The organism is Salinisphaera sp. S4-8, from assembly GCF_040361235.1.
Classification (GTDB): Bacteria; Pseudomonadota; Gammaproteobacteria; order Nevskiales; family Salinisphaeraceae; genus Salinisphaera.
In genome coordinates this window covers 321700-348685 of sequence record NZ_APNF01000002.1, presented here as the reverse complement: position 1 = coordinate 348685, position 26986 = coordinate 321700, and the positions used below count along the sequence as shown (strand labels likewise).

Here is a 26986-nt window from a genome sequence, read left to right as displayed (position 1 = left end):
CCCGAGCGCCGGGCTACGAGCGGGCGCGCGGCAGATAGCTGCGCCAGTCGTGCTCGCTGTCGCCGAATGCCAGAAAATGCGGGTTCAATATGCTTTCGGTAGCGTTATAGCGTAGCGGCTGGCCGTCGAGATCGGTGACCTGCCCCCCCGCGACAGCGAGCACGGCATGACCGGCGGCCGTATCCCATTCGCTGGTGGGCCCCAGGCGCGGATAGAAGTCCGCGCTGCCGTCGGCAATTACACAGAATTTCAGCGATGAGCCCATTGTGACCGGTTCGTAATCCGGCAGATTGGCCAGTACGGCGTCGATGTCCGCCGAGCGATGCGAGCGGGATACCAGCACGCGCGGCTTGTTCGCGTTCACTGTGCTGGTGGCAATCGCCTCTGGCGCGCTTTGTCCCTGCTTTCGAAATACGCCGATGTCACGCGCGGCGAACCACAGGGTCCCCAGTACCGGCGCATAGACCACACCCAGCACGGGCTCATGGTCGACGACGAGCGCGATATTGATCGTGAACTGGTCGTTCTTGTTCACGAATTCCTTGGTGCCGTCGAGCGGATCGATCAGCCAGTAGGTCGACCAGGCACGCCGGGTTTCGAAGTCGATATCCGCACCTTCCTCGGACAGCTGCGGCGTATCCGGTGTCAGTGTTTCCAGACCCTGCTTGATGCTGCGATGCGCGGCCAGGTCGGCCTGGGTCAGCGGGCTGTCATCGTCCTTGGTTTCGACTTCGAAGTTGCTGTTGTAGATCGGCAGCGTTTTCTGGCCGGCGGCGACGGCAATGTCGCAGACCGAATCCAGCAGCTCTCGCGTGATGTGCATGTTGGTTTTCCCACGGGGCGGACACGCGCGCATCATAACTGCTGCGGGCCAGCCACCCAATGACGTCACCGCCGGCCCCGCTATGCCCGTTCGCCGGCTGTGTAGAGAGGGTGCACGCCCATGGCGAGCCCGCGAGCCACCGTGTTTTCGCAACCCATGTGGGCCCGGATGCCGGCGAGTCCGAACACGTCGGGCAGGGCTTTGCAGTCGCAGTCCGTGTCTCGCGCTCACGAGGCGCGGTCGTGCTTAGCGGCGGCGCGGACCACCGCGCCCGCGCGAGCCGCCCTTGCCCGGCCCGCCGCGCCGCTTGCGCGGCCGGCGCGCGGGGATCACTACATCGTCGGCAAAGTCGTCGCCGTGCGGCATTTCGGCATCGATCTTGTGCTCGATATAGGCTTCGATATCGGGCAGGGAATAGACGTATTCCTCGCAGGCGAAGGAAATCGCATCGCCGGTGTTGCCGGCGCGCGCGGTGCGCCCGATACGATGTACGTAATCCTGGGCGTCCTGGGGCAGATCGTAGTTGATCACGTGGGTGACATCGGGAATATGCAGCCCGCGCGCGGCCACGTCGGTCGCGACCATGATCGGCAGCTTGCCGGTCTTGAAGTCCTCGAGCAGGCGCAGGCGCTTGTTCTGGGCGACGTCGCCCGAGAGCGTGGCGGCAGTGAAGCCGTTGGCATTGAGCCCGTCTTCGATGAATTCGGCGGTGCGCTTGGTGTTGATGAAGATCAGCGTGCGCCCGTTGTCGATCCGCCGCAGGGTGCCCACGAGCAGGGCGAGCTTGTCGTCCTTGGACACGTGATAGAGCTTTTGTGTGATCGCGCCGATATTCACCGTTTCGGTATCGGTGCGTATCAGCGTCGGACTGTTCATGTGCTCGTAAGCCAGTTCCAGCACGCGATGGCTCAGCGTGGCCGAAAACAGCAGATTCTGGCGGTTCTCTGCCGGTGGCATCTTGCGGAACATGTAGCGAATATCGTCGATGAAGCCCAGATCGAACATGCGATCGGCCTCGTCGAGTACGGCCACCTCGATCGCCTTGAGCGTGTAGACCTTCTGCTTGTAGTAGTCGATCAACCGACCCGGCGTGCCGATGAGGATATCCACGCCATCGGTAATCGCCTGGCGTTGTTCCTCGTAGCCGGTGCCGCCGTAGCAGACCACGCATTTCAGCCCCGTGCCCGAGGCCAGGGGCAGGGCATCCTTGTAAATCTGGTCGGCGAGTTCGCGCGTTGGGGCGAGAATCAGCGCGCGCGGCTGACTGGCCCCGGCCGGTGCGTGATCGCTGGGCTCGGGATTGTCCTTGAGCAGCCGGTGCATCGTGGCCAGCAAAAAGGCCGCGGTCTTGCCCGTGCCGGTATGTGCCTGACCGGCGATATCCGCGCCCTTGAGCGCGAGCGGCAGGGTTTCGGCCTGAATGGGCGTGGCGTGGCTAAAGCCCCGCTTGATCAGCCCGGAGAGAATGGTTTCGTGCAGGCCCAGCGCATCGAGGCGGGTATCGGTGAGCAGTTTTTGCTGGGCGCCATCACTGGCGGATGCGGTTTCGGTCATATTGGCCCTTGGAATAGCTGAGCGGCACACCGACGGTGGCCGGTTCACGCAGGGGTTGAAAAACGCGCCGAGATAGGCTCCAATAGCCCGAACGTTGCGAATACGGGTATTCGCTGCACTGCCCGAGTCGGGTCGACTCGCATTCCGGCACTGTTTTTTGCAGCCCGCACTATAACAGCTTGTGGTCTTCACGGTTGTCGGGCCGCGACCTTTTCGCGCAGCTTGCAAACATCTTTTCGCGCCCTTAACTACCGGCTCAGCGGCGCCGCGTCTTATGGCGACGCGCGCGAACCTTCATTTGTCCCGCTTGCATTCCTTCGAGGACGCCCATGAGTGAAAATATCGTCAAAGTCAGCGATGACAGTTTCGAACAGGACGTACTGTCCGCCTCCGGTCCCGTACTGGTGGATTACTGGGCCGAATGGTGTGGCCCCTGCAAAATGATCGCCCCGGTTCTCGACGAGATCGCCGACGAATACGATGGCCGTTTGACGGTCGCCAAACTCAATATCGACGACAACCCGAATACGCCGCCCAAGTACGGCATTCGCGGTATCCCGACGCTGATGCTGTTCAAGGACGGCGAAGTGGCGGCAACCAAGGTCGGTTCGGTCTCCAAGACCCAGCTGACCGAATTCGTCGATCAACACATTTGATCCGCTTTCGGCCGCCGACGGTCCTGTCGGCGGCCTTCGTTTGACTTGCAAGGAGTCGAACGCCTTCCCACCGCGAATAGGCGCGCACCGCGCACCGTTTTTTCGCTGCAACTCATAGATAGCCGTGTCTGAAGAAACAGTCGACGAACGCCAGTCCAAGGATTCGAACAACAGCAATAATGGCAATGGCGGCAACAACAACCGCCGTGGCCGTCGTCGCAAGAATCCGAATGGGCCCAACAAGCCTCGCAACAACAACGGCAACAACCGCGGCAAGGGCGGTGGGCCGAACAAGGGCGGCAACAACCCGCCCAACGAGGATATCGACGAGGCCGAGTTCGAAGCCTATGCCGGGGTCGCCGGCGACGGGCCGATCCTGAACCTGTCCGAGCTCAAGCAGAAGACCGCCTCCGAGCTCATGGACATGGCGCAGGAGATGCAGCTCGAAAACATCTCGCGCATGCGCAAGCAGGATCTGATCTTCGCCATGCTCAAGGGGCATGCGAAATCGGGCGAGCGTATCTACGGCGACGGTGTGCTGGAGATTCTCTCCGACGGTTTCGGCTTTCTGCGCTCGAACGAGTCGTCCTACATGGCCGGGCCGGACGATATCTATGTCTCGCCCAGTCAGATCCGGCGTTTTTCGTTGCGCACCGGCGATAACATCTCTGGCCGCATTCGCCCGCCGAAAGAGTCCGAGCGCTATTTCGCCCTGCTCAAGGTCGACGAGATCAACGGCGATCCGCCGGAGAAGTCGAAGGGCAAGGTCCTGTTTGAGAACCTCACCCCGCTGTTTCCGACCGAACGGCTGGTGATGGAACTGGGCAATGGTTCCACCGAGGACATCACCGCCCGCACCATCGATCTGGTCGCCCCGTTCGGCAAGGGTCAGCGCGGGCTGATCGTTTCGCCGCCCAAGGCCGGCAAGACGATGATGATGCAGAACATCGCCCAGTCGATCGCGCATAACTATCCCGAGTGTCATCTGATCGTGCTGCTCATCGACGAGCGGCCCGAGGAAGTCACCGAGATGGAACGCAGCGTGCGCGGTGAAGTCGTCTCCTCGACGTTCGACGAACCCGCCTCGCGCCATGTGCAGGTCGCCGACATGGTGATCGAAAAGGCCAAGCGCCTGGTCGAGCACAAGAAAGACGTGGTGATTCTGCTCGACTCGCTCACCCGTCTGGCCCGTGCCTACAACACCACCGCGCCGTCGTCGGGCAAGGTGCTTACCGGTGGTGTGGATGCCAATGCGCTGCAAAAGCCCAAGCGCTTCTTCGGTGCCGCGCGCAACGTCGAAGAGGGGGGCAGCCTGACCATTCTGGCGACCGCGCTCATCGAGACCGGCTCCAAGATGGACGAGGTCATCTACGAAGAGTTCAAGGGCACCGGCAATATGGAAGTCCATATGGACCGCCGCATTGCCGAGAAGCGTATTTACCCGGCCATCCACGTCAATCGCTCCGGTACACGCCGCGAAGAGAAACTGGTACCGCAGGACGAGCTCCAGCGGATGTGGGTACTGCGTAAGCTTCTCCACGGTATGGACGATCTGGCGGCCATGGAGCTGCTCATCGACCGCATGAAGCAGACCAAGACCAACGCCCAGTTCTTCGAATCCATGAAGCGCTAGCCTTCAGATTCGACTCGCATGTTAAAAAGCGGGCTGCGGCCCGCTTTTTATTTGCCCCGGTTGGTTGACGACGGCATCGGCGCATAAAGATAACGAGAGCCTCGGTCAGCAGGAATCAATCGTCCCGCCACCGTTTTGTTTTTTTGTTTTATGGGCGCGTCTTCGCGTTCACCTGCACAAGCAAGATGGCTAGTTAGGCGCCGGCGCCTGAGTCGCATGTATAACCGGCCGCGTGACTGACAACAGACGAGATGTCAGCCCGTACGCGTTGCGCGACGGGTTGCTGTCGTTCAGGGCGATGGCCTCACGGTATGCGCGATATCGTCAGCCAGCGCCTCGGCGCTGTCCTGCCAACCTGCGGCCAGGCTGTCGACCAGCGCGTCGTAGCCGTCTTCTTCCAGCGCAACGTCCCGGTTGAAGCGCCGCTCGATGAGTGTTTCGTCGTTAGCGCCGGCCAATCGCCAGGTGCCGGCAATACGGGCCTGCCCGTCGTAATGGCCCATGAAGCGGTCCACGCGGGTATGCAATGTCATCGTCGACGCCTGACCGGCCTGGGCGCGGCGCACAACCGTCACGCCCGGCAACGCCGCGCCGAGGTTGGCGATCAGCGCATCGCGCAGCTGGCTGTCGAGCGGCGCGGCCCAGCGATTGTGGTTGGCGATCACCACCCGATGCGGGGCTGTTTGATAGACGATGCCGCGCTCGTCGAGGATCGGCGCGATCTCGACCGGGGCGACGACCAGCTGCGCCTGCGAGGCTGCAGGCGATACCGGCAGTCGCGCTGCGGGCGCGCTGTCGAGCACGTACAGGGAGGGCGCCGAGGCGCTGCCGGCACAGCCGGCGAGCAGGGCAGTCGCGACAAGCCAGGTGAGATAGCGCATGGTCATCGGGCGGCCTTTGGCATGGGATCGCCGTCGTCGGGACGGCCGAAAATGAGGGCGTTGGGTCGGTCGTGCAGGGTGCGCGCCAGCGGCGCGACATCATCGAGTACGCGGTTGAGCCGGTCGAGCGAGCGGCTGAACTCGCCGTAGGCGGGCGCGCCCTGCTGGAAACCGTCGAGCGTCTGCTGCAGTTCGCCGAGGGTGACACGCAGCGTACGCGGCAGTTCACGCGTGTCTTTCGACTCCAGCAACCGGTTGATATTGCGGGTCGCGCGATGCAGTTCGTCGAGCGTGGCGTTGGAGGTTTCCAGCGTGTGTCGGAGATCGTTGGCGATCGGACGGATATCGATCGCGTTGAGCTTGTCCATCAGGTCGGAAAGTTGGCTCTGGATACTGGTAATGCTGCTGGGCACGCTCGGAAAGACGTCATAGGCGCCGATGGTGGTGGGCGTATAGTCGCTCGTCTTGTCCTCGAAGTGGACGTCGATGAAGGTCGAGCCGGTGAGCAGATTGCCCGACTTGATTGTCGCGCGCAGGCCATTGGCGAAGAAGCGACGGGTTTTCTCGCGCCACTGGGCATCGCTCCACTGGGTCCAGCTGTTGGCAGGGCGCTGGGGCTCGATTGCGATGAGCACCGGGATCTTGAAATCGGAGAGCTGGTCGTAATTGAAGTCATCTCGGAAGAAGGGCACTTCCACGACCGTGCCGATACGCAGGCCCCGATACTCCACCGGCGCGCCGGGGTTGAGTCCGCGCACCGAGTCGTCGAGCAGGATCACGTAGCGGATCTTGCGATCGAAACGATCCTGGTTGGCCGCGCTGCGCGTGGCATAGAGCTTGAACGCCTGGCCATCGCTGGCTTTTTCGCCGGCATCGACGCCATTGGCGCGGCCGAAGGTCACGCCGCCGGCCAGGATGCTCTGCAGGGAGCCGGTCTGTACGTCCACGCCGTCCGAGCCGAGATGAAAATCGATGCCCGACCGCAGCCAGAACTGGGTGGTATCGGTAATCAACTCGGCATAGGGGTCGCGTACGAAGACGCGGTATTCCATCCGCTTTTTCTCGAGTGAGAACTCACTGGCCTCGATCTGGCCCACCGTCTGGCCCTGATAGATGATCGGATCGCCCACCGCCAGCGAGTTGTCGCCATCGTTGGTCAGGCGTACGGAAACCCCGGGTTCGTCAGAGGACGTCGCCGGCGGCGTATCCTGGACCTTGAAGCGGCGTTGCGAGGTGTCTGCATTACCCGGTTGCAGCTGGATATAAGCACCGGAAAGAATCGTGCCCAGCCCGCTGATGCCCTGACGGCCCACCCTGGGTTTGACCACCCAGAAGCGGCTGTCGGCCACCAGCAGATCGGCGGTATCCGGGTTCATCTGTACGGTGGCGACCGCGCCTTCGTAATCGTCGGCCAGGCGCACCGATTCCAGATGCCCGACCTCGACGCTACGGACCTTGACCAGCGTCTTGCCGGCTTCGAGACCCTCGGCGGTATCCAGGGCCAGGGTGATTTCCGGGCCGCGCGACATGACGTTCTGGTAGATCAGCCACAGGCCGATGAGCGCCGCGCCCACGGGGATCAGCCAGACCGGCGAGATACGCCGGCGCCGTGCGTCGTGCGTCACGGCGGTGTTCGGATCATCGGTCATGGTGTTTCCGTTTCGAAAGTCTCGCCCCACAGCCGGCGCGTGTCGAAGGTCAGCGCTGCGACCATGGTAATGATCACGACCGCCGCGAAACATAGCGCCGCCGGGCCGGGTTCGATTGCCATCAGCGCGCCCGCGCGCACCAGCGCGACCAGCACGGCGACCACGAACACATCGATCATCGACCAGCGGCCGATTTTTTCGGTGATGCGATACAGGCGCATCTGCGCGCGCGAATCGTGGTGGTATCCATGACGGGCAGCCAGGCACAGCCAGGCCAGTGCGATGATCTTGCTGATCGGCACCACGATGCTCGCGATGAAGATCACGGCCGCGATCGGCCAGGAGCCGGTATGCACCAGATGCAGTACGCCGCCGATAATCGTCTGTGGATCGGTCGAACCCAGACTGGTCGTCGACATGATCGGATAGATATTGGCCGGAATATACAGGATCACGGCCGTAACCAGCAGCGCCCAGGTCAGCTGCAACCGGTCGGCGGCGTGGGCCACGCTACGCCGCCCACAACGAGGGCAGCGTTCGCCTTCGCGCGGGCGAAACATCATGTCGCAGCCGCGACACACGACCGCGCCCTGACTGGCGCCGGTTCGCCCGGGTTGCAGGCTGGGGGGCTCGACAGCATCCGGGGCCAGATCCCGCCATAGCGAGGGCCAATCGACGAGCGTGAAGCAGCGCAGCAGCAATACCGCATACACGCAGAACACCGCGAACGACGGGCCGATGGCGATATCGGCGAGCGTGACGATCTTGATCAGGCTGACCAGTACACCGACGATAAATACGTCGGCCATCATCCAGGGTTCGAGCGGGCGCAACTGGCGGGCGAGCAGGCGGGTGGCATTACCCGCGCTACCTCTGATGGCCTGGAGGCAAAGAAACACGACCGCGAGCAGATAGAGCCCCGGCAGGGCGACGGTGGTACACAGCAGCAACAGGCCCAGGCTTGGATAGTCATGGCCGGCCATCGCCCCTGCGGCATCCAGAAAGCTCATCGTGTGGGTCACGCCGCGGGTGGAAAAACTCAGAAAGTCGAAGGCGAAGACCAGCGCGAGCATGATCAGCGCGGCCAGTGCCCAGGCCAACGGGCGTTGATGGTCGGCCTGGGCCGGTGGTGCGACGTGATGGCCGCACCGCACACATTGCGCGGCTTCGCCCGGCGCGCGCGGCGGTACGCGCATTACCCAGTCGCATTCGCTGCATACGGCGATTGTTTGCGGTAGCGCGCGGCGCGAATTCATGCGGTCAAGATAGGGTTTTTATCCATGGTTGGATGCGCCGGTCGGGGTTGGACAGTCGTGCGGGTGTGCTACCCAGGCAGCTCCGCGAGTCAGGGCAAATATACGCGAACAAGTCCGGCTCGCGGGCAGGGCATCGACAGCCGAGCACGAGTCGAGACAGACGGCTATGCGGCAGTCGCCGGCACTTATGGCCGGTTCAGGTCCGCGAATGAACGCCAATACGCGCGAATATCGAAGGCGAGCAAACGCCTCGAGCCTTGTGGCGTGGGTGTAGAAAGTCGCAGTGTGCGGGCGACTGTGCGTATGAAAGCATGCATTATCTTGCGTAGGTACAAAGTTCAGCAAAAGGTATGAAGCGCCGATCGCCCGCTTTGAGTCGCTCTGCCTTTTCGCCTCATTCGCGTTTATTTGCGTTCATTCGCGGACGAGACTTTTCAACGATGAGCGCAGGTTGCGCCGCAGTTTGCATTGGCCGCGTCCTTGGCGTTGCGATACCCACAAAAAAAGCGGGCCGAAGCCCGCTTTTTTTCAATCGCAATACCGCTGTCGATCAGCGGTTGTCGATATCGACATAGTCGCGCAGCTGGTAGCCGGTGTAGACTTGGCGCGGACGTGCGATACGCATGCCCGGATCGGCCATCATTTCCGACCAGTGCGCGGCCCAGCCGACGGTGCGCGCGATCGCGAACATCGGCGTGAACATGTTGATCGGAATGCCCAGCGCCTGATAGATGATGCCGGAATAGAAATCCACGTTCGGATACAGCTTGCGCTCGACGAAGTAGTCGTCTTCGAGGGCGATGCGCTCGAGTTCGAGGGCCAGCTCGAAGAGCTTGTTGTTCTGCATGCCGTAGTGCTCGAGGATCTCGTGGCAGTAGCCGCGAATGATCTTGGCACGCGGATCGAAGTTCTTGTACACACGATGGCCAAAGCCCATCAGACGGAACGGGTCGTTCTTGTCCTTGGCCTTTTCCAGATACTTGGGTACCTGCGATACATCGCCGATCTGGCCAAGCATGTTCAGCACGGCTTCGTTGGCGCCGCCGTGTGCCGGTCCCCACAGGGCCGCAATGCCCGAGGAGATCGCCGCATAGGGGTTGGCGCCGGTGGAGCCGGCCATACGCACGGTCGAGGTCGAGGCGTTCTGCTCGTGGTCCGCGTGCAGAATGAACAGCACATCCAGCGCCTTGGCGGCGACCGGGTCCACTTCGTATTCTTCGGCCGGCACGGCAAAGCACATGCGCAGGAAGTTGGCCGCGTAGTCCAGATGATTCTTCGGCCCGATCTTGGGTTGGCCGATGGAATGCTTGTAGGCAGCCGCCGCGATCGTGGGCATCTTGGCGATCATGCGATGGGCGAAGATCGCGCGATGCTCGGGATCGCGAATATCGGTGGTGTCGTGATAGAAGGCCGACAGTGAACCAACGATGCCGGTCAGGATAGCCATCGGGTGGGCATCGTAGTGGAAGCCATCATAGAACTTCACCAGCGATTCGTTGAGCATCGTGTGATGCGTGATCGCGTGGCGGAAGTCTTCCATCTGTGTGGCATCGGGCAGTTCGCCGTTGAGCAGCAGATAACAGACTTCGAGATAGCTCGATTTCTCGGCCAGCTCCTGCACGGAGTAGCCGCGATACATGAGGATGCCGTTCTCACCGTCGATGAAGGTGATATCGGACTTGCAGCTACAGGTGGCTGTGAACGCCGGGTCGTAGGTGAATACGCCCTGTTTGGTGTTCAGGCCACGCACGTCCACACCGGGTGTGCCGAGGGTACCCTCGACGACCGGCAGTTCGGTGCTGCTGTCGTCCTGCGGATTGCTGATCTTGAAGGGTTGACTCATCTGCGATCTCCCGGGTTTTGTCCGCCTCGAAGTCGTATCAGCCCTGATCGGGCTCGACGACCGGCTGCGGATAATGCGAAGGATAGTCGGTGCGCGCAACGCCGGTGGCGATAGCGGCCTGTGCCACGGCGGGCGGAATGAAATCGATCAGGCGCGGATCGAACGGGCTCGGAATGATGTACTCCGGGCCGAACGACATCGAATCCTGGCTGTGGGCTTCGAGTACGCTGTTGGGCACCGGCTGGCGGGCGAGTTCGCCCATCGCCCGTGCCGCGGCCACGCACATGGTCATGTTGATTCGGCGTGCGCGCACATCCAGCGCGCCGCGAAAGATATATGGAAAGCCCAGTACGTTATTGACCTGGTTCGGGTAATCACTACGCCCGGTGGCCATGATCAGATCGTCGCGCACGCCCTTGGCTTCTTCCGGCGTGATCTCGGGCGTGGGGTTCGACAACGCGAACACCACCGGCTTGGCCGGCATCATGCCGATCTGTTCGGCCGAAACCGTGCCGGGGCCGGACAGGCCAACGAACACATCGGCCTGTTTCATGGCGTCGTCGACGCTGCGCAGATCGGTCTTGGTGGCGAACTGGGCTTTCTGCTCGGACAGGTCGTCGCGCTCGGAATGGATCACGCCCTTGCGATCGCACATGAACACGTTGTCCAGCTTGGCGCCCATTTCCAGCAGCAGGTTCATCGAAGCGACGCCCGCCGCGCCTGCGCCCATGCACACGATCTTGGCATCGGCCAGCTTCTTGCCCTGCAGTTCCAGCGCGTTGATCAGCCCGGCGGCGACGATGATCGCGGTGCCATGCTGGTCGTCGTGGAACACGGGAATATCGAGTCGCTCGATCAGCGTGTTTTCGATTTCGAAACAGTGCGGTGCGGCGATATCTTCGAGATTGATGCCACCAAACGTGGGTGCGATACGCTCGACGGTATCGATGAAATCCTTCGGGTTATCGGCGTTGACTTCGATATCGAAGACATTCACGTCGGCGAACTTCTTGAACAGTACCGCCTTGCCTTCCATGACCGGCTTGCTGGCGAGCGCGCCGGTGTTGCCCAGGCCCAGTACCGCGGTGCCGTTGGAAATCACGGCAACCAGATTGCCCTTCGAGGTATAGCGAAAGGCGGCCTCGGGATCGTCACGGATTGCCTTGACCGGTTCGGCCACGCCCGGCGTATACGCCAGCGACAGCTCTTCGTAGGTGGTGAAAGGCTTGGTGACCGATATCGCAAGTTTTCCCGGCTTGGGCTTTGCGTGATAGTCCAGAGCTTCCTGTTTGCGCGAGTAATCGGCCATGCAGTTTGGCTTTGCGTTGAAGCGTAAGGAGCCCGTTGGCGCGCGATATGCGGCGCCCAGGCAATGATCGACGAATGCCCGAGTATACCGGCGCACTTGCCGTGCGACTAGCGACGCGGTCGTTCAGCGTACGTAAATCACTGCCGTCAAAAAAATTTTTTATAAAAAATCGACTGCGACGAATGTCGAATACGGGCATTTTCGAGGCTGCCGGCCAGCCATCCAGGCGCTGTGTGCGCGCGTGAAGATCCAATCGAACGCGGCAGCGCGCCCGGGCCGCTAACCGTTTTCCTGGTCGGCTTGAATCGATGCGACCGTGCCGTCGGCGTCGAGCGCGACCTGGATATCGATCGGCTGGCAGCACACAAAGCAATCCTCGATATAGCGCTGATCGCCGGCCGAGCCGTCCACCACCACGACGATCGGCTCGCCGCAGTAGGGGCAGGTAATGGTGTGTTCTTCGAGCATCGGGTTGTTCGGCCTCAGGGCAGAAGTTCGGTCAGGATGCTGTCCAGAAAACGCCAGCCGTGGTCGGTGGCCCGCAGCGACCGAGCATCGAAAGATACCAGCTTGCGGTCGATCGGGTCGGCCAGCGCCGCGCCCAGTTCGTACCAGTCGAGGCCCGTGCGTTGTTCGTAGTCTTCGCGTGTAATACCCGCGCGTCGGCGCAGGCCATTGAGCAGACATTCGAAGCGGGCATCCTGTGCATCGAGCACGCGGGTTTCGGCGATCGAGGCCGGCTTGCCGGCCACGCTCATGTAGCCGGTCGGCCAGCGCTGGCGGGCACTGCGCTCGATGTGCCCGTCGGCGCGGGTGCGCTTGCCATGGGCGCCCGCGCCGATCCCCAGATAGTCGCCAAAACGCCAATAGTTCTCGTTGTGGCGACATGCGCGCTGCGGTTTGGCCCAGGCGGATACTTCATATTGCGCATAGCCGGCCGCGCTGAGCCGGGCGCTGGCCTGTTCGAAGATTTCTACCGCGCAGTCGTCATCCGGCAACGCCGGTGGCTGGCGGTAGAAGGGCGTATTCGGCTCCAGCGTGAGCTGGTAATAGGAGATATGGCCCGGATCGCGATCGATGATGGTTTCCACATCGGTCATCGCCTTGGCCAGCGTCTGGCCGGGCAGGCCGAACATCAGATCGCAATTGATCGCCTCGAAACCGCCCGCGCGGGCGTCGTCAATGGCCGCCAGGGCTTCGCCCGAGCCGTGGATACGCCCGAGTGCGCTCAGGCAGTCGTCGTCCAGGCTTTGAATACCCAGCGACAACCGGTTGACGCCGGCCGCACGCAAATCGGCAAAGCGGGCGTGTTCGGTGGTGCCGGGGTTGGCTTCGAGGGTGATCTCGCAGTCGCGGCTCAAGCCCAGGCGATCATCGAGGGCATCGAGTACCCGCCCGATCGCGGCCGCAGAGAACAGACTGGGTGTGCCGCCGCCGAAGAACACGCTCTCGATTGGACGGGTTTCCTCGGCCGCGGCCAGTTGCCAGTCGGCCAGCAGGGCCTCGATATAGGCGGTTTCCGGCAGTTGTGCGGGTGCGCGATGCGAATTGAAGTCGCAGTAAGGGCATTTGCGCACACACCAGGGCAGATGCACATAGACCGATAGCGCGATGGCATCACGCTGGGCGATCGCGTGCGTGTCGTGCTCAGCCGCCGCGCTCATGACCGCGCAGTTGTTCGACCAGCTGTTGCATGGCGCGGGCGCGGTGGCTGATCGCGTTCTTGCGTTCGGCCCCCATTTCGGCGGCGCTGGCGTTGTCTGCCTCGACCCAGAACAACGGGTCGTAGCCGAAGCCGTGATCGCCGCGTGGCGCGTCGAGTACGCGCCCGCGCCACACGCCATGGGCGATCACCGGCACCGGATCGTCTGCGGTCCGGGTGGCCACCAGACAACAATGAAACGCCGCACCACGCTCGTGCGGCGCGAGGCCTTCGAGGGCGGCCACCAGTTTGGCGTTATTGGCGGCGTCGTCGCCGTGGGTGCCGGCATAGCGGGCCGAATGAACGCCGGGCGCGCCGTCGAGCGCATCCACGGCCAGGCCGGAGTCGTCGGCGATCGCGGGCAGGCCGGTGTGGGCTGCCGCATGGCGGGCCTTGATCAGTGCGTTGTCGACGAAGGCGATACCGGTTTCCTCGGCATCGGGCACGTCGAATTCGCTTTGGCTGACCAGTTCGATGTCGAGCACGGCCAGCAGGCTGCGCATTTCGGCGAGCTTGCCGGCATTGCCCGAGGCCAATACCCAACGTTGCGGCGATCCGGACATGGCGGGCTAGTCCGTGCGTGCCGCGCGCTGGGCTTCGATGAGCTCGCCAATGCCCTTCTCGGCATGGCCGAGTAGGGCATCGAGCTCGCCGCGGGCAAAGGCATGGCCTTCGGCCGTGCCCTGGATTTCGACGAAGCCGCCGGCCTCGTTCATGACCACGTTCATATCGGTTTCGGCCTGGGAATCCTCGGCATAGTCGAGATCGAGCACCGGCATGCCGTTATAGATGCCCACTGACACGGCCGCGATCTGGCCATGAATGGGGCTGGTCTTGAGCTTGCCCGCAGCCACCAGCGAATCCATCGCATCGACGAGGGCGATATAGCCGCCGGTAATCGAGGCCGTACGCGTGCCGCCATCGGCCTGGATGACGTCGCAGTCGATCGTGACCGTACGGCTGCCGAGAGCGTTCATATCGACCACCGCGCGAAGGCTGCGCCCGATCAGGCGCTGGATTTCCACCGTGCGCCCGCCTTGCTTGCCACGCGCGGCCTCGCGCTGATTGCGGCTGCCGGTCGCGCCCGGCAGCATGCCGTATTCGGCGGTCAGCCAGCCGGTGTTCTGGCCGCGCAGCCACGGCGGCACGCGCTCTTCCACGCTGGCCGTACAGATCACTTTGGTATCGCCAAAGCTCACCAGCACGGCGCCGGCGGCATGTTTGGTGAAATGGCGTTCGAAGCGTACGTCGCGCAATTGGTCGGCAGCGCGTCCGCTGGGTCGCGTGGTCAAGATTCGTTGCCTTTGGTCGTCAATAAAGTCAGCCGCGCAGTGTAACAGCGCCAGGGTGGTTTCTTGCCCGTAAGCCGGCACGCCTATGCGATACTGCGCGGCTTGCTTGTATCGACGATGACCACGGACAGCCCATGACCCGGAGCATGACCGGTTTTGCACGCAGCCAGGCCCAGGGAGACTGGGGCGAGGTCGTCTGGGAACTGCGCAGCGTCAACCACCGCTATCTGGATATCCATCTGCGCCTGCCGGACGCGCTGCGCGCGCTCGAGCCGGCGATCCGCGAAGCCGTTTCGCGCGTGGTTTCGCGTGGCAAGGTGGATATCGGCGCCAAGCTCGTGACCACCGATGACACCCAGACCATCGAAATCGACGAGCAACGCCTGGCCGCGCTTGCCGAGGCCCTGTCGCAGGTGCGATCGACGGTCATTGATTGCCGCGCGCCGGACGCATTGCGTCTGTTGACTTACCCCGGTGTGCAGCGCGAGCGCGAACCCGATACCGACGCCATCCAGCGCGAGGCGCTCGCCGCCCTCGATGAGGCGCTTGCCCAGTTGCAATCCATGCGTGCGGACGAAGGCAGCCGCCTGGCGGATATGCTCATCGAACGCGCGCGCCAGATTCGCGAGCACGCCGATGCTGCCGCCGAACGGGTGCCGCAGGCGCGCGCGGCCTGGCATGACAAGCTGCGTGCGCGTCTGGCCGAGCTGGACACCGAGGCCGATCCGGCGCGGGTGGAGCAGGAGTTGATCGTCACCGCCCAGCGCATGGATGTGGCCGAGGAAATCGATCGTCTGCACAGTCACGTGGCCGCGCTGGAAAAAGCGCTCAAGAAGAAAGAGCCAATCGGCCGGCGGCTGGATTTTCTCATGCAGGAGTTCAACCGCGAGGCGAACACGCTGGGTTCGAAATCGCAGGACGCGCAGTTGACCGCCCATGCGGTGGAGATGAAAGTGCTCATCGAGCAGATGCGCGAACAGGTTCAGAACATCGAGTAGGGCGCGCGTGAACGATAGCCAAAGCCAACGCCGCGGGCAGCTGTACGTCATCTCCGCGCCTTCGGGCGCGGGCAAGACGAGCCTGACCCATGCCGTGATCGAACGACTGGCCGCGCGCGGGCGCAAGGCGCGTTTTTCGGTGTCCTACACCACGCGAAACGCCCGCCCGGGCGAGGTCGACGGCGAGGATTATCACTTCGTGTCGGTGCCCGATTTCGAAGCCATGATCGCCACCGGCGCGTTTTTAGAACATGCGCGCGTGTTTGATCGTTACTACGGCACGTCCGCCGCCGAAACCGAGCGCTGGCTCGCCCACGGCCAGGACGTGGTGCTGGATATCGACTGGCAGGGCGCACGCCAGGTACGTGAGCGCGCCGATAATGTGGTCAGCATCTTCATTCGCCCGCCCTCGCGAGACGAACTGGAGCGGCGTCTGCGATCGCGCGCTTCCGACGACGACGCCCAGATTCAGCGCCGGCTCGCCGAGGCCGACGACGAGCTCGCTCGCGCCGACGAATACGACTATCAACTGGTTAACGACGTCTTCGACGAGGCCATCGACAAGCTCGAACAGATCTTCTGGGACACCGATCCCGGGCGAAACACGCGGTAACGCGTCACAGGGCTGGCCGGGCGGCGCGCGCATGGTTATACTGCGCGGTTTGCCACCCTCGTTGCGAGAGTATCGTCATGGCCCGAGTTACCGTCGAAGATTGTCTTGAGCACGTCAACAACAAGTTCGAGCTGGCCACAATCGCGGCCAAGCGCGCGCGCCAGCTTGCCCGCGGCGCCAATGCCCGTCTGCCCTGGGAAGACGACAAGCCTACGGTGATGGCGCTGCGCGAAATCGCGGCCGGTGAAGTCACCATCGCGATTCTCGACGAGCCGGACCTGCCGCCGGTGAGCACTGGCATGGATGCGCCGCAGCCGGCCGAGCCCAGCGAAGACGAACTGGAAGCCGAAGGCGAAAAGAAAGCCGCCAAGCCCGCGGCCGACGCCGACGAATAAGTCAACGTGGCCGGCCGTTGCCGGCAAACGTGACGAAAAGCCGCTGTCTTCAGCGGCTTTTTTTATATGGAAAGTCAGGCCGTTGCTTGATCAAAGCCTGCCGTGTTTCATGCGTAGTGAAACAGCGTTTATCCGCAGATTACGCAGATTGCGCAGATTCTTGGTGTGGCCTTGCTGGGTGATCGACTGCGTTGGCGCCTCGGTCTTGGTGGCCGTGCGAAATGGAAAGCTCCGCAGATCGACGAAGATCAACGCAGATCGCACAGATCCAAGAAAAGCGATCGTGGCCGTTCGCTGTCGTCTAGCGTCTGGAATGCGCGCTTATCCATCTGTGTAATCTGCGAAATCTGCGGTTCCTCTTGAAGAACGGAGCCACCGCATAGACCGAACACCGAGAACTACACACATCGGTTCCCGTCCGCTGGCTGCGTTCAGGATACGGCGCGGACATCAGGGCTTCTGGTTTTCGCGCGCTTTTGTCTTTCGTCTTATTCGCGTGTCTTCGCGTTCATTGGCGGACAACCTGCCGGCTTGAGCCCCGCGAGCCGAGTTTTATCCATAATCAAGTAAGCGTTTATCCGCAGATTGCGCCGATTACGCAGATTCTTGGTGTGGCCTTGCTGGGTGATCGACTGCGTTGGCGCCTCGGTCTTGGTAGCCGTGCGAAATGGAAAGCTCCGCAGATCGACGAAGATCGCACAGATCCAACACGAGCGATCGTGGCGGTTCGCTGCCATCTTGCGCCTGGGATGCGCGCTTGTTCATCTGCGAAATCTGCGGTTCCTCTTGAAGAACGGAGCCGCCGCACAGGCCGAACACCGAAACCTACACACATCGGTTTCCGTCTGCGCACTGCCTTCAGCGTGAGGCACGAACAGCAGAGCAACGGCTTTCGCGCTTTTGTCTTTCGTCCTGTTCGCGTGTCTTCGCGTTCATTTGCGGACCTGTCTCGGCCTGCGCGGGGGCGCTTGACGGGCTCGGTCGCGTTGGCCTTGGTTCGTTCTGTGCGCGAAACGCGGGGTGGTAGCGCGCGGCGCGGGTCGATTTGCCCGGGGCCAGGGTTGCGGCGCAGGGCCCGTCGTATATCGAGTCGTCAAAACGGCGTTTTAGCAGTAGTCTTGGCGCATGGAATTGCCAAGCGGTATCAACCGGCTACAAACGCGTATCCGTACTTCGCGTATTTCGCGCGAGTTCGGTATCGATACGCTGGCCGAACATCTGGAAAGCTATCTCCCAGAGCCGGCAATCGCGCGCGTGCGCGCGGCGTATGAATTCGGCGAGCGCCAGCACCGCGGTCAGTTTCGCAAGACCGGCGAGCCGTATATCTACCATCCGCTGGCCGTGGCGCGGATTCTGGCCGAGATGCGCCTGGATGCGACCACGCTGATCGCGGCCATTCTCCACGACGTCATCGAGGATACCGACGCCGCGCGCGAGGAAGTCGCACAACGCTTCGGCAAGGAAGTGGCCGATCTGGTCGACGGCGTCAGCAAGCTCGACAAGGCCCAGTTCCATAGCCGCGAACAGGCCACGGCCGAGAGTTTCCGCAAGCTCATGCTGGCGATGACGCGCGATATCCGCGTGATTCTGGTCAAGCTCGCCGATCGGCTGCACAACATGCGCACCCTCGAGGGCATGACCGCGAAAAAGCGCGCCTCGATTGCCCGCGAAACGCTGGAAATCTATGCGCCGATCGCACGGCGGCTGGGTATCAACAGCATGCGCCAGGAGCTCGAGGAACTCGGCTTCAAGAATATGTACCCGCGCCGCTACGAAGTCTTGCGGCGGGCCAGCCAGTCGGTCACCGGGGATCGTCGCAGCCTGCTGCGCGAGATCGAGGAAACCCTGTCGCGCGCGTTGGCCGCCGAAGGCATCGGCGCGATCGTCAAGGGACGGCGCAAGAATCTGTACAGCATCTATCGCAAGATGCGCGAAAAGCATCGGCGTTTTCTGGATGTGTTCGATCTGTACGGCGTGCGCGTGATCGTCGACGCCGTGGACGAATGCTATCGCGCGCTGGGCATCGTGCATCATCGTTATCGGCCGATTACCGAACAGTTCAACGATTTCATCGCCAACCCCAAGCTCAACGGTTACCAGTCGCTGCATACGACGGTGATGGCGCGCGGCGGGATCAAGTTCGAGGTCCAGATTCGCACCCGCGAAATGGATCAGATCGCCGAATCCGGTATCGCGGCGCACTGGCAGTACAAGCTCGGCGAAAAGGCCGGCAAGCTCGGCAATCTCGATGCCGAGGAATGGCTGTCGCATCTGGCCGAAATGCATGAGGGCGAGCGCGATTCGTTGCGCTTTGTCGACAATCTGCGCATGGACCTGTTTCCCGACGAGGTCTATGTGTTCACGCCCAAGGGCCAGATCATCCGTCTGGCGAAGGGCGCGACCTGTGTCGATTTTGCCTATGCGGTGCATACCGAGCTCGGCCATCGCTGTGTCGCGGCCCGTATCGAAGGTCATCTCGCGCCGCTCAACAGCCAGCTGCAATCGGGCCAGACGGTCGAGATCATCACCGCCAAGCACGCGCGCCCGAACGCGGCGTGGCTGCATTTTCTCAAGACCGCGAAAGCGCGTACCGGCGTACGCAACTTCCTGAAGAATCAGCGCGAAGACAAGGCGCAGCGGCTCGGCGAGCGGCTGCTCGACAAGGCGCTGGGCGATCTGGGGCTGTCGTTGCGACGGCTGTCGCGCTCGGATATCGACCGCGGGCTGGCGGAAATGGACGAACCCAGCCTGCCGGCGCTGTATGCCGCCATCGGATTGGGGCGGCGGCTGGCGCCGCTGGTCGCCCGGCATTTTCTGGCCAGTGACGCGCCGGTGGCCAAGGGCCGGCGGGCCAAGCCGCTGGCCGTGGAGGGCACGGAAGGCTTGGTGGTCGAGTTCGCCAAATGCTGTCATCCGGTACCGGGCGATGCCATCCACGGCCAGGCCAGCCTTGGCCGTGGGCTGGTCGTGCATCGCTTTGGCTGTGCCTATTCCACCCGCAAGGGGGCCTCGGCCGATCGCGTCGAGCTTACATGGGCCGACAATGTCACCGGCGAATACGATGTCGAATTGCGCGTGACCGCATCGAACAAGCGCGGGCTGCTGGCCACATTGACCGCCAAGTTCGCCGATGCCGATTCGAACATCCAGAACATCGTATTCCCGGAAAGCAGTGGCGCACTGATCACCATCCGTTTTCTCATCGAAGTGCGCGATCGCCACCATCTGGCCAATATCATCCGCAGGCTGAGGCGGATCAACGCGGTCGAGCGGGTCGAACGGGCCTGAGCCTGCGCACGGTCGAACCGGGGCTGGGGCGTTCGGGCGCGCCTGTGTGACAATGCGGTCTTGGGTTTTCCACCAGGCGCAATTTCATGATTCAACCGGCCACACATCAGATCATCAAGACCGAAGAGGCGCCCGGCGCCATCGGCGCCTATTCGCAGGCCGTTCAGGCAGGCGACACTGTATATATCTCCGGTCAGATTCCGCTCGATCCGGCCACCGGCGAGCTCGTCGAGGGCGATATCGAAGCCCAGATCGAGCGTGTTTTCGACAATATCGATGCCGTGGCCCGCGCCGCGGGTGGCACGTTCGCGCATGTGGTGAAGTTCACGATCTACCTCACCGACATGGACAACTTCGGCGCCGTGAATACGGTCATGGAACGCAAGCTGGCCAAGCCCTATCCGGCACGCGCGGCCATGGGCGTCGCTGCGCTGCCCAAGGGCGCTGCCGTAGAGGCCGATGCCATCCTCGTGCTTGGCTGACAAGGCCCGAAAGACCCCAGGCCTGGCGGCCAGCGACCCCTGTCGGCGCTTGAGCGGGGTCGGCCCGAAACTGGCCGACAAGCTCGCCACACTCGGCATTGTCAGTATCGCCGATGTACTGCTGCACCGGCCGCTGCGCTACGAAGACCGTAGCCGGGTCACGCCGGTCGCCGAGATGATGCCCCACGCCGCGCCGGTGATCGCGGTGGTGCGTATCGAAGCCGCCGAAGTGCGTCACGGGCGTCGGCGCAGCCTGCTGGTGAGTACGACCGATGGCCAGGCGCGGCTGTGGCTGCGTTTCTTTCATTTCGCCCCGGCTCAGCAGGCACGGCTGGCGCCAGGGGTATGGCTGCGCGTATTTGGCGAGCCGCGTGCCGGCGTTTATGGCCTGGAGATCGTGCACCCGGAATACCAGATCGTCGACGATGCGAACGCCGGCCACGATTTCACCCCCGAGTTGCGGGCGGTCTACCCGGCCACGGCCGGGGTCACGCAGAACCGCCTGCGCGATATGGTCGGCCAGGCACTGGATCTGCTCGACCGGCCCGGTTTCTGGCCGGATGCGCTACCGGCCGACCTGGGCGCGGAGCTGGCGGCGGCCGGCGTAAAAATTGATGTTGCGGCTGCGCTGCGCTGTATTCATCGGCCGGCGCCGGGCGAGGATCTGGCCGCCCTTGTCGAGGGCAGCCATCCCGCGGTTACCCGGCTGGCCTTCGAGGAATTGCTGGGCCATCAGCTTGGCTTGCGCAGTCGACGGCGCCAGGTAAAGACCGAACGTGCGCCGGTGCTCGGCGATGCCGGGCGCGGTCTGGCGCCGTTGTTCGAACAGCTCGGCTTTTCGCCGACTAACGCCCAGCGGCGCGTGATCGGCGAGATACTCGCCGATATGGCGGTGGCCCATCCCATGCTGCGCCTGATTCAGGGCGATGTCGGTTCGGGCAAGACCGTGGTTGCGGCCGCAGCCGTGCTCACCGCGATAGAAAACGGCTGGCAGGCCGCCTTCATGGCGCCCACCGAACTGCTGGCCGAACAGCATTACACCAATCTGGCCGCCTGGCTGGAGCCTTTGGGTGTGAAGGTGCTGTTGGTAACCGGACGACGGCGGCGCGACGATGCGCTGCTCGCGCCGATTCGCGACGGCGAGCCGGTGGCCGTGGTCGGTACCCATGCCCTGTTTCAGGCGTCGCTGGATTTCGGGCGGCTCGGCCTGTGCGTGATCGACGAGCAACACCGTTTTGGCGTGGATCAGCGGCTGGCGCTGCGCAACAAGGCCGCCGCCGGCGGACTGACCGCGCATCAGCTGATCATGACCGCCACGCCGATTCCGCGCACCCTGGCGATGAGCGCCTATGCGGATCTGGATACGTCGGTAATCGACGAGTTGCCGCCCGGGCGCACGCCGGTCGTCACCGTCGCCGTGCCCAATACGCGTCGCGATGAAGTGGTCGAACGGATTGGCCGCGCGGTCGCCGACGGCCGACAGGTCTACTGGGTGTGTACGCTCATCGAGGCTTCCGACAAGCTCGAGGCGCAGGCGGCCGAAGCCGCGGCCGAGGCACTGTCCGTCGCATTGCCGGGTGTGCAGGTATCGCTGGCGCACGGGCGTATGAAGGCCGCGGCCAAGCAAAAGGCCATGCAGGCTTTCAAGGCGGGCGCGATCGATGTGCTCGTGGCTACGACCGTGATCGAGGTGGGTGTGGATGTGCCCAATGCCTCGCTCATGATCATCGAGAATGCCGAACGCCTCGGGCTGGCCCAGCTGCATCAGCTACGCGGGCGCGTGGGGCGCGGCTCGGTAGAAAGCCATTGCGTACTGCTCTATCAGCCGCCGCTATCGGAAACGGCGCGCAAGCGTTTGTCGGTGTTGCGTAATACCGGCGACGGATTCGCCATCGCACGTGCCGATCTGGAACTGCGCGGGCCGGGCGAGGTGCTGGGCACACGCCAGACCGGCGCGGCGAGTTTTCGTGTCGCCGATCTGGTACGCGACGGCGTCTGGGTGGAAAAGGCCCTGGCCGCGGCCGATGATGTGCTGGCTTATCACCCGCGCGAGGCGGCCACGCTCATCGAGCGCTGGGCCGGCGGGCGCGGCGGCTATGCCGGTGTCTGACAGTCTGCGGCGGAAGTGATGATGCATGAAATTCAGCCGGGCGCGTGCAAGCAACGGCTTGATTGAGAAAAGGCGGCTGCGTTTCATCCATACGCGAAAAACCGCTGATCCACAGATTACGCCGATTGATTGATCGCGCTGGCGTGGGGTGGGCGATCGACTGCGTTGGCGCCGTGGCTGGGGTGGTACTGGCGAAAAGGAACAGTCCGCAGATCGACGCAGATCACACAGACCAAAGGCAGGAAATCTTGATCGTTCGTCGTCGCCTGGCGCACGCGCCGGCGCTCTTCCTCATCTGCGAAATCTGTGGTTCCTCTTGGACAACGCAGCCGCCGGGCAGGTCAAACAACGAAGCCGACCCACATCGGTACCCCCTGCGGACTACCTATTAGTGCGGCGCAAACGTCAGAGCGGCCGGATTTCGCGCGCTTTGTCGTCCGCGCTGTTCGCGTATTTTCGCGGTCAGTGCCGGCCACACTGCTTGCTTGAGCACGGCCAAATGCGTTTCATACATAATCGAGGCGACAGATAGGCTGTCGCACGGGCACGCGGCGCCTGAAGCCGCTACTGAACTCCATCCATATCGAGACGGGAAAAGCCCGGCGTGAAACTGCTCGTACGTCTACGCAATCTGCTTCAGTTCCAGCTCGAACAGTTCATGCTGCGGGGCGTGCTCTCACGGCTGCTGGTGATCGCCTGTGCCATGGTGCTGATCGCGGTCAGTGCCGGGCTGCTTGTCTACAACCTGCCGCATGCCGGGCAGGCCGGTGAAGAGGGTGATCCGGGTTCGGCGATCTGGTGGGCGTTTCTGCGGCTGACCGATTCGGGCTATCTCGGCGACGATGAGGGCACGTTGCTGCGCACGGTTTCCACTACGTTAACCGTGCTGGGTGTCGTGCTGTTCGTGGGCGCGCTGATCGCGACCATGACGCAATGGCTCGACGACACCATCGAAACACTCGAAGCTGGCTACACGCCGATCGCCAAGAACAACCATATCCTCATTCTGGGCTGGAGCAGTCGCACCCCGGGCATGGTCCGCGATCTGGTGTATTCGCAGGCGCGGGTGAAGCGTTTTCTCGATCGCCATGGCGGCGGGCGTCTGCATATCGTGATTCTGGCCGAGCGGGTCAATACCGCCATGGCACAGGAACTCAAGGACCGCCTCGGCCGGCGCTACAACTCGCGCCACATCACCCTACGTTCGGGTACGCCACTGCGGGCCGATCATCTGCGCCGGGTGGATTTCGGCCATGCCGCCGCGGTAATTCTGGCCGGGCGCGAGTTCGAGGGCGACAACGCCACCGACGAGGCCACGATCAAGACGCTGATGAACGCCACCGGCAGCACCGAGGAACAACTGCCGTTGCTGGTGGCCGAAATCTTCGATGCCAATCATCTGCCGACCGCGCGTCGGGCCTATGCGGGAGAAGCCGAACTGATCGGCGCCGGGCGTATCGTGGCCCGGCTGCTGGCCCAGAACGCGCGTAATCGGGGGCTGTCATGGGTCTACGGCGAGCTGCTCAACGGTAGCGACGAGCAGATCTTCGTACGCGAATGCCCGAGCCTGGCCGATCAGCGGCTGGTGGATGTGGCTGGTTGTTTCGAGCGCGCGGTATTGCTGGGCATCGCCCGCGACGGTGCGCTGGTGCCCGTGCATCGCACCGATGACGAGCACATACGCGCCGGCGACCGGCTGGCGTTCATTGCCCGCAGTTACGAAGACTGCGTGCCCACGCGCGCGCCGGAAGCCGTGGTCACGGCCTCGCCATTACAACGGCAACAGCGTGCCAGCCACCGCGGTCACCGGCGTGTGCTCGTACTCGGCTGGAACCGCAAGCTACCCGCCTTGCTGGCCGAGTTCGAAGCCTATCAACGCGAAAGCGTGACCATTGATGTGTTCTCGTTGCGTCCGGTCAGCGAACGCGAAACATTGCTGGCGCGTCAGGGCGTGGCGTTTTCCCATGCCACGGTGCGCCAGATCGAAGGCGATTTCACTTCCTATCACGATCTTGCCCGCCTCGCGCTGGCCGATTACGACAACATCATCCTGCTGGCCAGTGACTGGCTGGGCTCGGCCGAGGCCGCGGATGCACGCATGGTGATGGGTTATCTGGTGCTCAGCGAGCAGTTCGAACACATCGACAACCCGCCGTTCACCCTGGTGGAGACGATGTCGGCGGATAATGCGGCCCTGTTCGAAGCCGCGCATGTAGAACGTCTGATCTCGCCGCAGATTCAGTCCAGCCTGCTCACCCAGGTGGCCCTGCGTCGCGAACTGCACTGGGTCATGGAAGAGCTGTTCGGTGCGGGCGGCGCAGAAGTGGTTTTTCGCGACGCACATACGCTGGTCATGACGGCCAGCGACGACAGCTTCGATACGCTGCGGCGCGCCCGTGCACGCGAAGACGAGATCCTGCTGGGCGTGCTGCGTGCGCCGCATGGCGCCCAGCCACGGCTGCAGCTCAATGTCGTCGACAAGCAGGCGCCATTGCGCCTGGCGGCAGGCGACGAATTGGTCGTGCTGGCCGTGCCGGCAGCGGTCGCCGGCGTGTCGGATAGCGGCTGACGGCAGGCCCTATAGCCAGCGCTTGCGACGAAAGAAAATGAGCATGACCGTCACCAGCGCGCCCATTACGCCGAGTACGATCGGATAGCCATAGCGCCAACCCAGTTCCGGCATGTTCCAGGGGCTGGCGGTGTTGAAGTTCATGCCATACAGACCGGCGATGAACGACAGCGGCATGAAGATCGTCGCAATCAGCGTGAGCATGCGCATGATCTCGTTCAGGCGCATCGAGGCCAGCGACAGATGGGTTTCCAGCAGGGCGCCCGTGGCGTCGTGATAGCTGTCGGCCAGATCGACCACGCGCCGGGCATGATCCTCCATGTCGCGGATATAGGGCCGGTTTTCGCTATGCACGACGGCGTGTTCGCTGACCAGCCAGCGTTGAATGGTTTCATGCTGAGCACGCAGTGTCTTGCGCAACGTACTCAGCGCGCAGCGCAGATCGTGGATCACGCTAATCAGGTTATGGGTACGCGCTTCGAATATTTCGTCTTCCAGACGCTCCAGGCGTTCGTCGTAGTCGGCCACCACGGCAAAACCGCTGTCCACCACCACGTCGGCCAGGGCATAGCCCAGATGATCGGCCTGGGCACGGCTACGCGCGGTGGCGATCGTATCGCCCATGGTTAACAGGCGTTCGCGTATCGGCGCGAAGATATCCTGGCCACCGGCATGAAAACTCAGTACGAATCCGGCGCCGATGAACAGGCTGATCTGCTGGATTTCCAGCGCCGCATCCAGATCCGTACGGGTGGGCGTGGCATGGGTGACGGGCAGCGCCAGGGTGATGAAGACCAGATCGGCATACGGGTCGAACTTGGGGCGCTGGCCGTGGTTGTGCACGTCTTCAAGCGCCAGCGGATGCAGATGGAATACCTCGCCCAGGCGGGCCAGGTCGGTGGTGCTGGGTTCGCCTTCGAAATGCAGCCAGCGCAGCGTAGCCGTTGGTTCGAGATGGGCGAGCGCGTTTTCAAGCGTGTCCGCGACATGCCCGCGGGCACCGTCCGGGCCACCGAAGGTCAGGGCATGAATGATCAGTGCCGGCGTTTCGACATCGCGCTTGCGCTCGATGAGCGCGCCGGGGCGGGTGCCCGGCTTGGGATGATGAATACGGATATGACGCAGCATGGCGCAAAGCGTTCAATGCGCGCGCGCCGGCGTCAAGTCGCCCGTGTTACTGACGGTAGCCATTCATGCCATTCAGGCCCGGGCGACGGCATAGAGATCGACTCGTAGTGCACCGGCGCGCCGCAGACAGGCCGCCAGCGCGCGCGCCGTATGACCCGTGGTGACCACGTCATCGACGATCGCCACGTGCGCACCGGTCAGATCCTGGTGGCATACAAAAGCATCGCGCACATTGGCCCGACGGGCGCTGGCGGCCAGCGTGCTCTGTCGCTGTGTGTTGCGGCCGCGTTGCACGGCGTGCACGGCCAGGGGCGTATCCAGCGGCCCGGCAATACGACGCGCGATGCGTTCGGCCTGATTGAAACCGCGCTCGCGCAAATTGCGCGCATGCAGCGGCACCGGTACCAGCCAATCGGGCCGGTCGAGATCGCTGGCGACGATACGCTCGGCCAGCAGATCTCCCAGTACACGGGCATGGGGCATACGGGCATTGAATTTCAAGCGCGTGATCAGCCAGTCTACGGGCGCTCGGTAGTGCAGCGCGGCCAGCGCCTGTTCGGCCAGCGGGCGGCGACGACAATCCCGGCAAACGCGCTCGGTCGCGGCCGTCGGCATGGCCAATGCACAGTGGTGACAGGCGGCATCGAGCCAGGGCAGATCGGCCTGGCAGTCGGCGCACAGATCGTGGGTCAGCGGTGCGGTGCCATGACAGAGCACGCAGGCTGGGCCGAACAGATGTGTTTGTACGGTTTTTGACCACCTGTAAAGGAAAGGCATTTTTCCACCTTGACAGTAGGCCCGACTT

General features: G+C 63.1%; 22 protein-coding genes. 9 read left to right on the top strand and 13 right to left on the bottom strand.

Annotated features, from left to right (window positions below; genetic code table 11):
* Positions 1-13: 13 nt before the first annotated feature.
* Both cysQ and S4A8_RS04175 read right to left on the bottom strand, forming a co-directional pair.
* Positions 14-823, bottom strand: a complete 810-nt coding sequence (cysQ, locus tag S4A8_RS04180) for a 3'(2'),5'-bisphosphate nucleotidase CysQ (RefSeq protein WP_353219156.1) — start codon at positions 821-823, stop codon at positions 14-16.
* A gap of 246 nt (positions 824-1069) precedes the next feature.
* Entirely contained in the window at positions 1070-2377 is a 1308-nt protein-coding gene (locus tag S4A8_RS04175) for a DEAD/DEAH box helicase (RefSeq protein ID WP_353219155.1), read from the bottom strand.
* A 329-nt stretch (positions 2378-2706) separates the two neighbouring features.
* On the opposite strand from S4A8_RS04175, the gene trxA reads away from it, so the two are divergent.
* Positions 2707-3033 carry a thioredoxin TrxA gene (gene trxA, locus S4A8_RS04170; protein WP_348766524.1) on the top strand — a complete coding sequence of 109 codons (327 nt, stop codon included), beginning with the start codon at positions 2707-2709 and terminating at the stop codon, positions 3031-3033.
* 376 nt (positions 3034-3409) lie between these two features.
* Entirely contained in the window at positions 3410-4666 is a 1257-nt protein-coding gene (gene rho / locus S4A8_RS04165; RefSeq protein WP_353179560.1) for a transcription termination factor Rho, read from the top strand.
* 290 nt (positions 4667-4956) lie between these two features.
* On the opposite strand, the gene S4A8_RS04160 is transcribed toward rho, so the two are convergent.
* The 9 genes from S4A8_RS04160 to rph all read right to left on the bottom strand — a co-directional run bounded on the left by S4A8_RS04160 (position 4957) and on the right by rph (position 14598).
* Complete coding sequence (locus S4A8_RS04160; protein ID WP_353219154.1) at positions 4957-5553, bottom strand: PqiC family protein; 597 nt, start codon at positions 5551-5553, stop codon at positions 4957-4959.
* Positions 5550-7196: an intermembrane transport protein PqiB gene (gene pqiB, locus S4A8_RS04155; protein WP_353219153.1), complete on the bottom strand. Its 1647-nt coding sequence runs from the start codon at positions 7194-7196 to the stop codon at positions 5550-5552. Before pqiB ends, S4A8_RS04160 begins: the two co-directional genes overlap by 4 nt.
* A complete protein-coding gene (locus S4A8_RS04150) occupies positions 7193-8452 on the bottom strand; it encodes a PqiA/YebS family transporter subunit (RefSeq protein WP_353219152.1) in 1260 nt (419 codons plus the stop codon). The genes pqiB and S4A8_RS04150 overlap by 4 nt, the downstream gene beginning before the upstream one ends.
* 550 nt (positions 8453-9002) lie before the next feature.
* The gene (locus S4A8_RS04145; RefSeq protein WP_353176646.1) at positions 9003-10295 is read right to left on the bottom strand and encodes a citrate synthase; all 1293 of its coding nucleotides are present in this window, start codon (positions 10293-10295) and stop codon (positions 9003-9005) included.
* 37 nt (positions 10296-10332) lie between these two features.
* Entirely contained in the window at positions 10333-11604 is a 1272-nt protein-coding gene (locus tag S4A8_RS04140; RefSeq protein WP_353176647.1) for a malic enzyme-like NAD(P)-binding protein, read from the bottom strand.
* Positions 11605-11883: 279 nt separating this feature from the next.
* Entirely contained in the window at positions 11884-12072 is a 189-nt protein-coding gene (locus S4A8_RS04135; protein ID WP_353219151.1) for a CPXCG motif-containing cysteine-rich protein, read from the bottom strand.
* A gap of 14 nt (positions 12073-12086) precedes the next feature.
* Positions 12087-13268, bottom strand: coding sequence for a radical SAM family heme chaperone HemW (gene hemW, locus S4A8_RS04130; protein ID WP_353219150.1), 1182 nt, complete (start codon positions 13266-13268; stop codon positions 12087-12089).
* A complete protein-coding gene (rdgB, locus tag S4A8_RS04125; RefSeq protein WP_353219149.1) occupies positions 13252-13869 on the bottom strand; it encodes an RdgB/HAM1 family non-canonical purine NTP pyrophosphatase in 618 nt (205 codons plus the stop codon). Before rdgB ends, hemW begins: the two co-directional genes overlap by 17 nt.
* A 6-nt stretch (positions 13870-13875) precedes the next feature.
* Positions 13876-14598, bottom strand: a complete 723-nt coding sequence (rph, locus tag S4A8_RS04120; protein ID WP_353176654.1) for a ribonuclease PH — start codon at positions 14596-14598, stop codon at positions 13876-13878.
* A gap of 134 nt (positions 14599-14732) precedes the next feature.
* Here rph and S4A8_RS04115 point away from each other — a divergent pair, with 134 nt between their 5' ends.
* From S4A8_RS04115 to S4A8_RS04085, 7 genes are all read left to right on the top strand, one after another.
* Positions 14733-15596, top strand: a complete 864-nt coding sequence (locus tag S4A8_RS04115) for a YicC/YloC family endoribonuclease (protein ID WP_353219148.1) — start codon at positions 14733-14735, stop codon at positions 15594-15596.
* A gap of 7 nt (positions 15597-15603) precedes the next feature.
* A complete protein-coding gene (gene gmk / locus S4A8_RS04110) occupies positions 15604-16209 on the top strand; it encodes a guanylate kinase (protein WP_353176658.1) in 606 nt (201 codons plus the stop codon).
* A gap of 77 nt (positions 16210-16286) precedes the next feature.
* Positions 16287-16604, top strand: coding sequence for a DNA-directed RNA polymerase subunit omega (rpoZ, locus tag S4A8_RS04105; protein WP_353176659.1), 318 nt, complete (start codon positions 16287-16289; stop codon positions 16602-16604).
* A gap of 1125 nt (positions 16605-17729) precedes the next feature.
* Positions 17730-19892 carry a RelA/SpoT family protein gene (locus tag S4A8_RS04100; protein WP_353176661.1) on the top strand — a complete coding sequence of 721 codons (2163 nt, stop codon included), beginning with the start codon at positions 17730-17732 and terminating at the stop codon, positions 19890-19892.
* Between the two features lie 86 nt (positions 19893-19978).
* A complete protein-coding gene (locus S4A8_RS04095; RefSeq protein WP_353219147.1) occupies positions 19979-20374 on the top strand; it encodes a RidA family protein in 396 nt (131 codons plus the stop codon).
* A complete protein-coding gene (gene recG, locus S4A8_RS04090; protein WP_353219146.1) occupies positions 20367-22484 on the top strand; it encodes an ATP-dependent DNA helicase RecG in 2118 nt (705 codons plus the stop codon). Before S4A8_RS04095 ends, recG begins: the two co-directional genes overlap by 8 nt.
* A gap of 604 nt (positions 22485-23088) precedes the next feature.
* Positions 23089-25053, top strand: coding sequence for a CASTOR/POLLUX-related putative ion channel (locus S4A8_RS04085; RefSeq protein ID WP_353219145.1), 1965 nt, complete (start codon positions 23089-23091; stop codon positions 25051-25053).
* A gap of 9 nt (positions 25054-25062) precedes the next feature.
* On the opposite strand, the gene corA is transcribed toward S4A8_RS04085, so the two are convergent.
* Together corA and S4A8_RS04075 are read right to left on the bottom strand one after the other, a co-directional pair.
* Positions 25063-26181 (bottom strand): magnesium/cobalt transporter CorA, encoded by a 1119-nt coding sequence (gene corA / locus S4A8_RS04080; RefSeq protein WP_353176667.1) that lies wholly within the window; start codon positions 26179-26181, stop codon positions 25063-25065.
* Positions 26182-26253: 72 nt separating this feature from the next.
* Positions 26254-26958: a double zinc ribbon domain-containing protein gene (locus S4A8_RS04075; protein ID WP_353219144.1), complete on the bottom strand. Its 705-nt coding sequence runs from the start codon at positions 26956-26958 to the stop codon at positions 26254-26256.
* Positions 26959-26986: the final 28 nt, after the last annotated feature.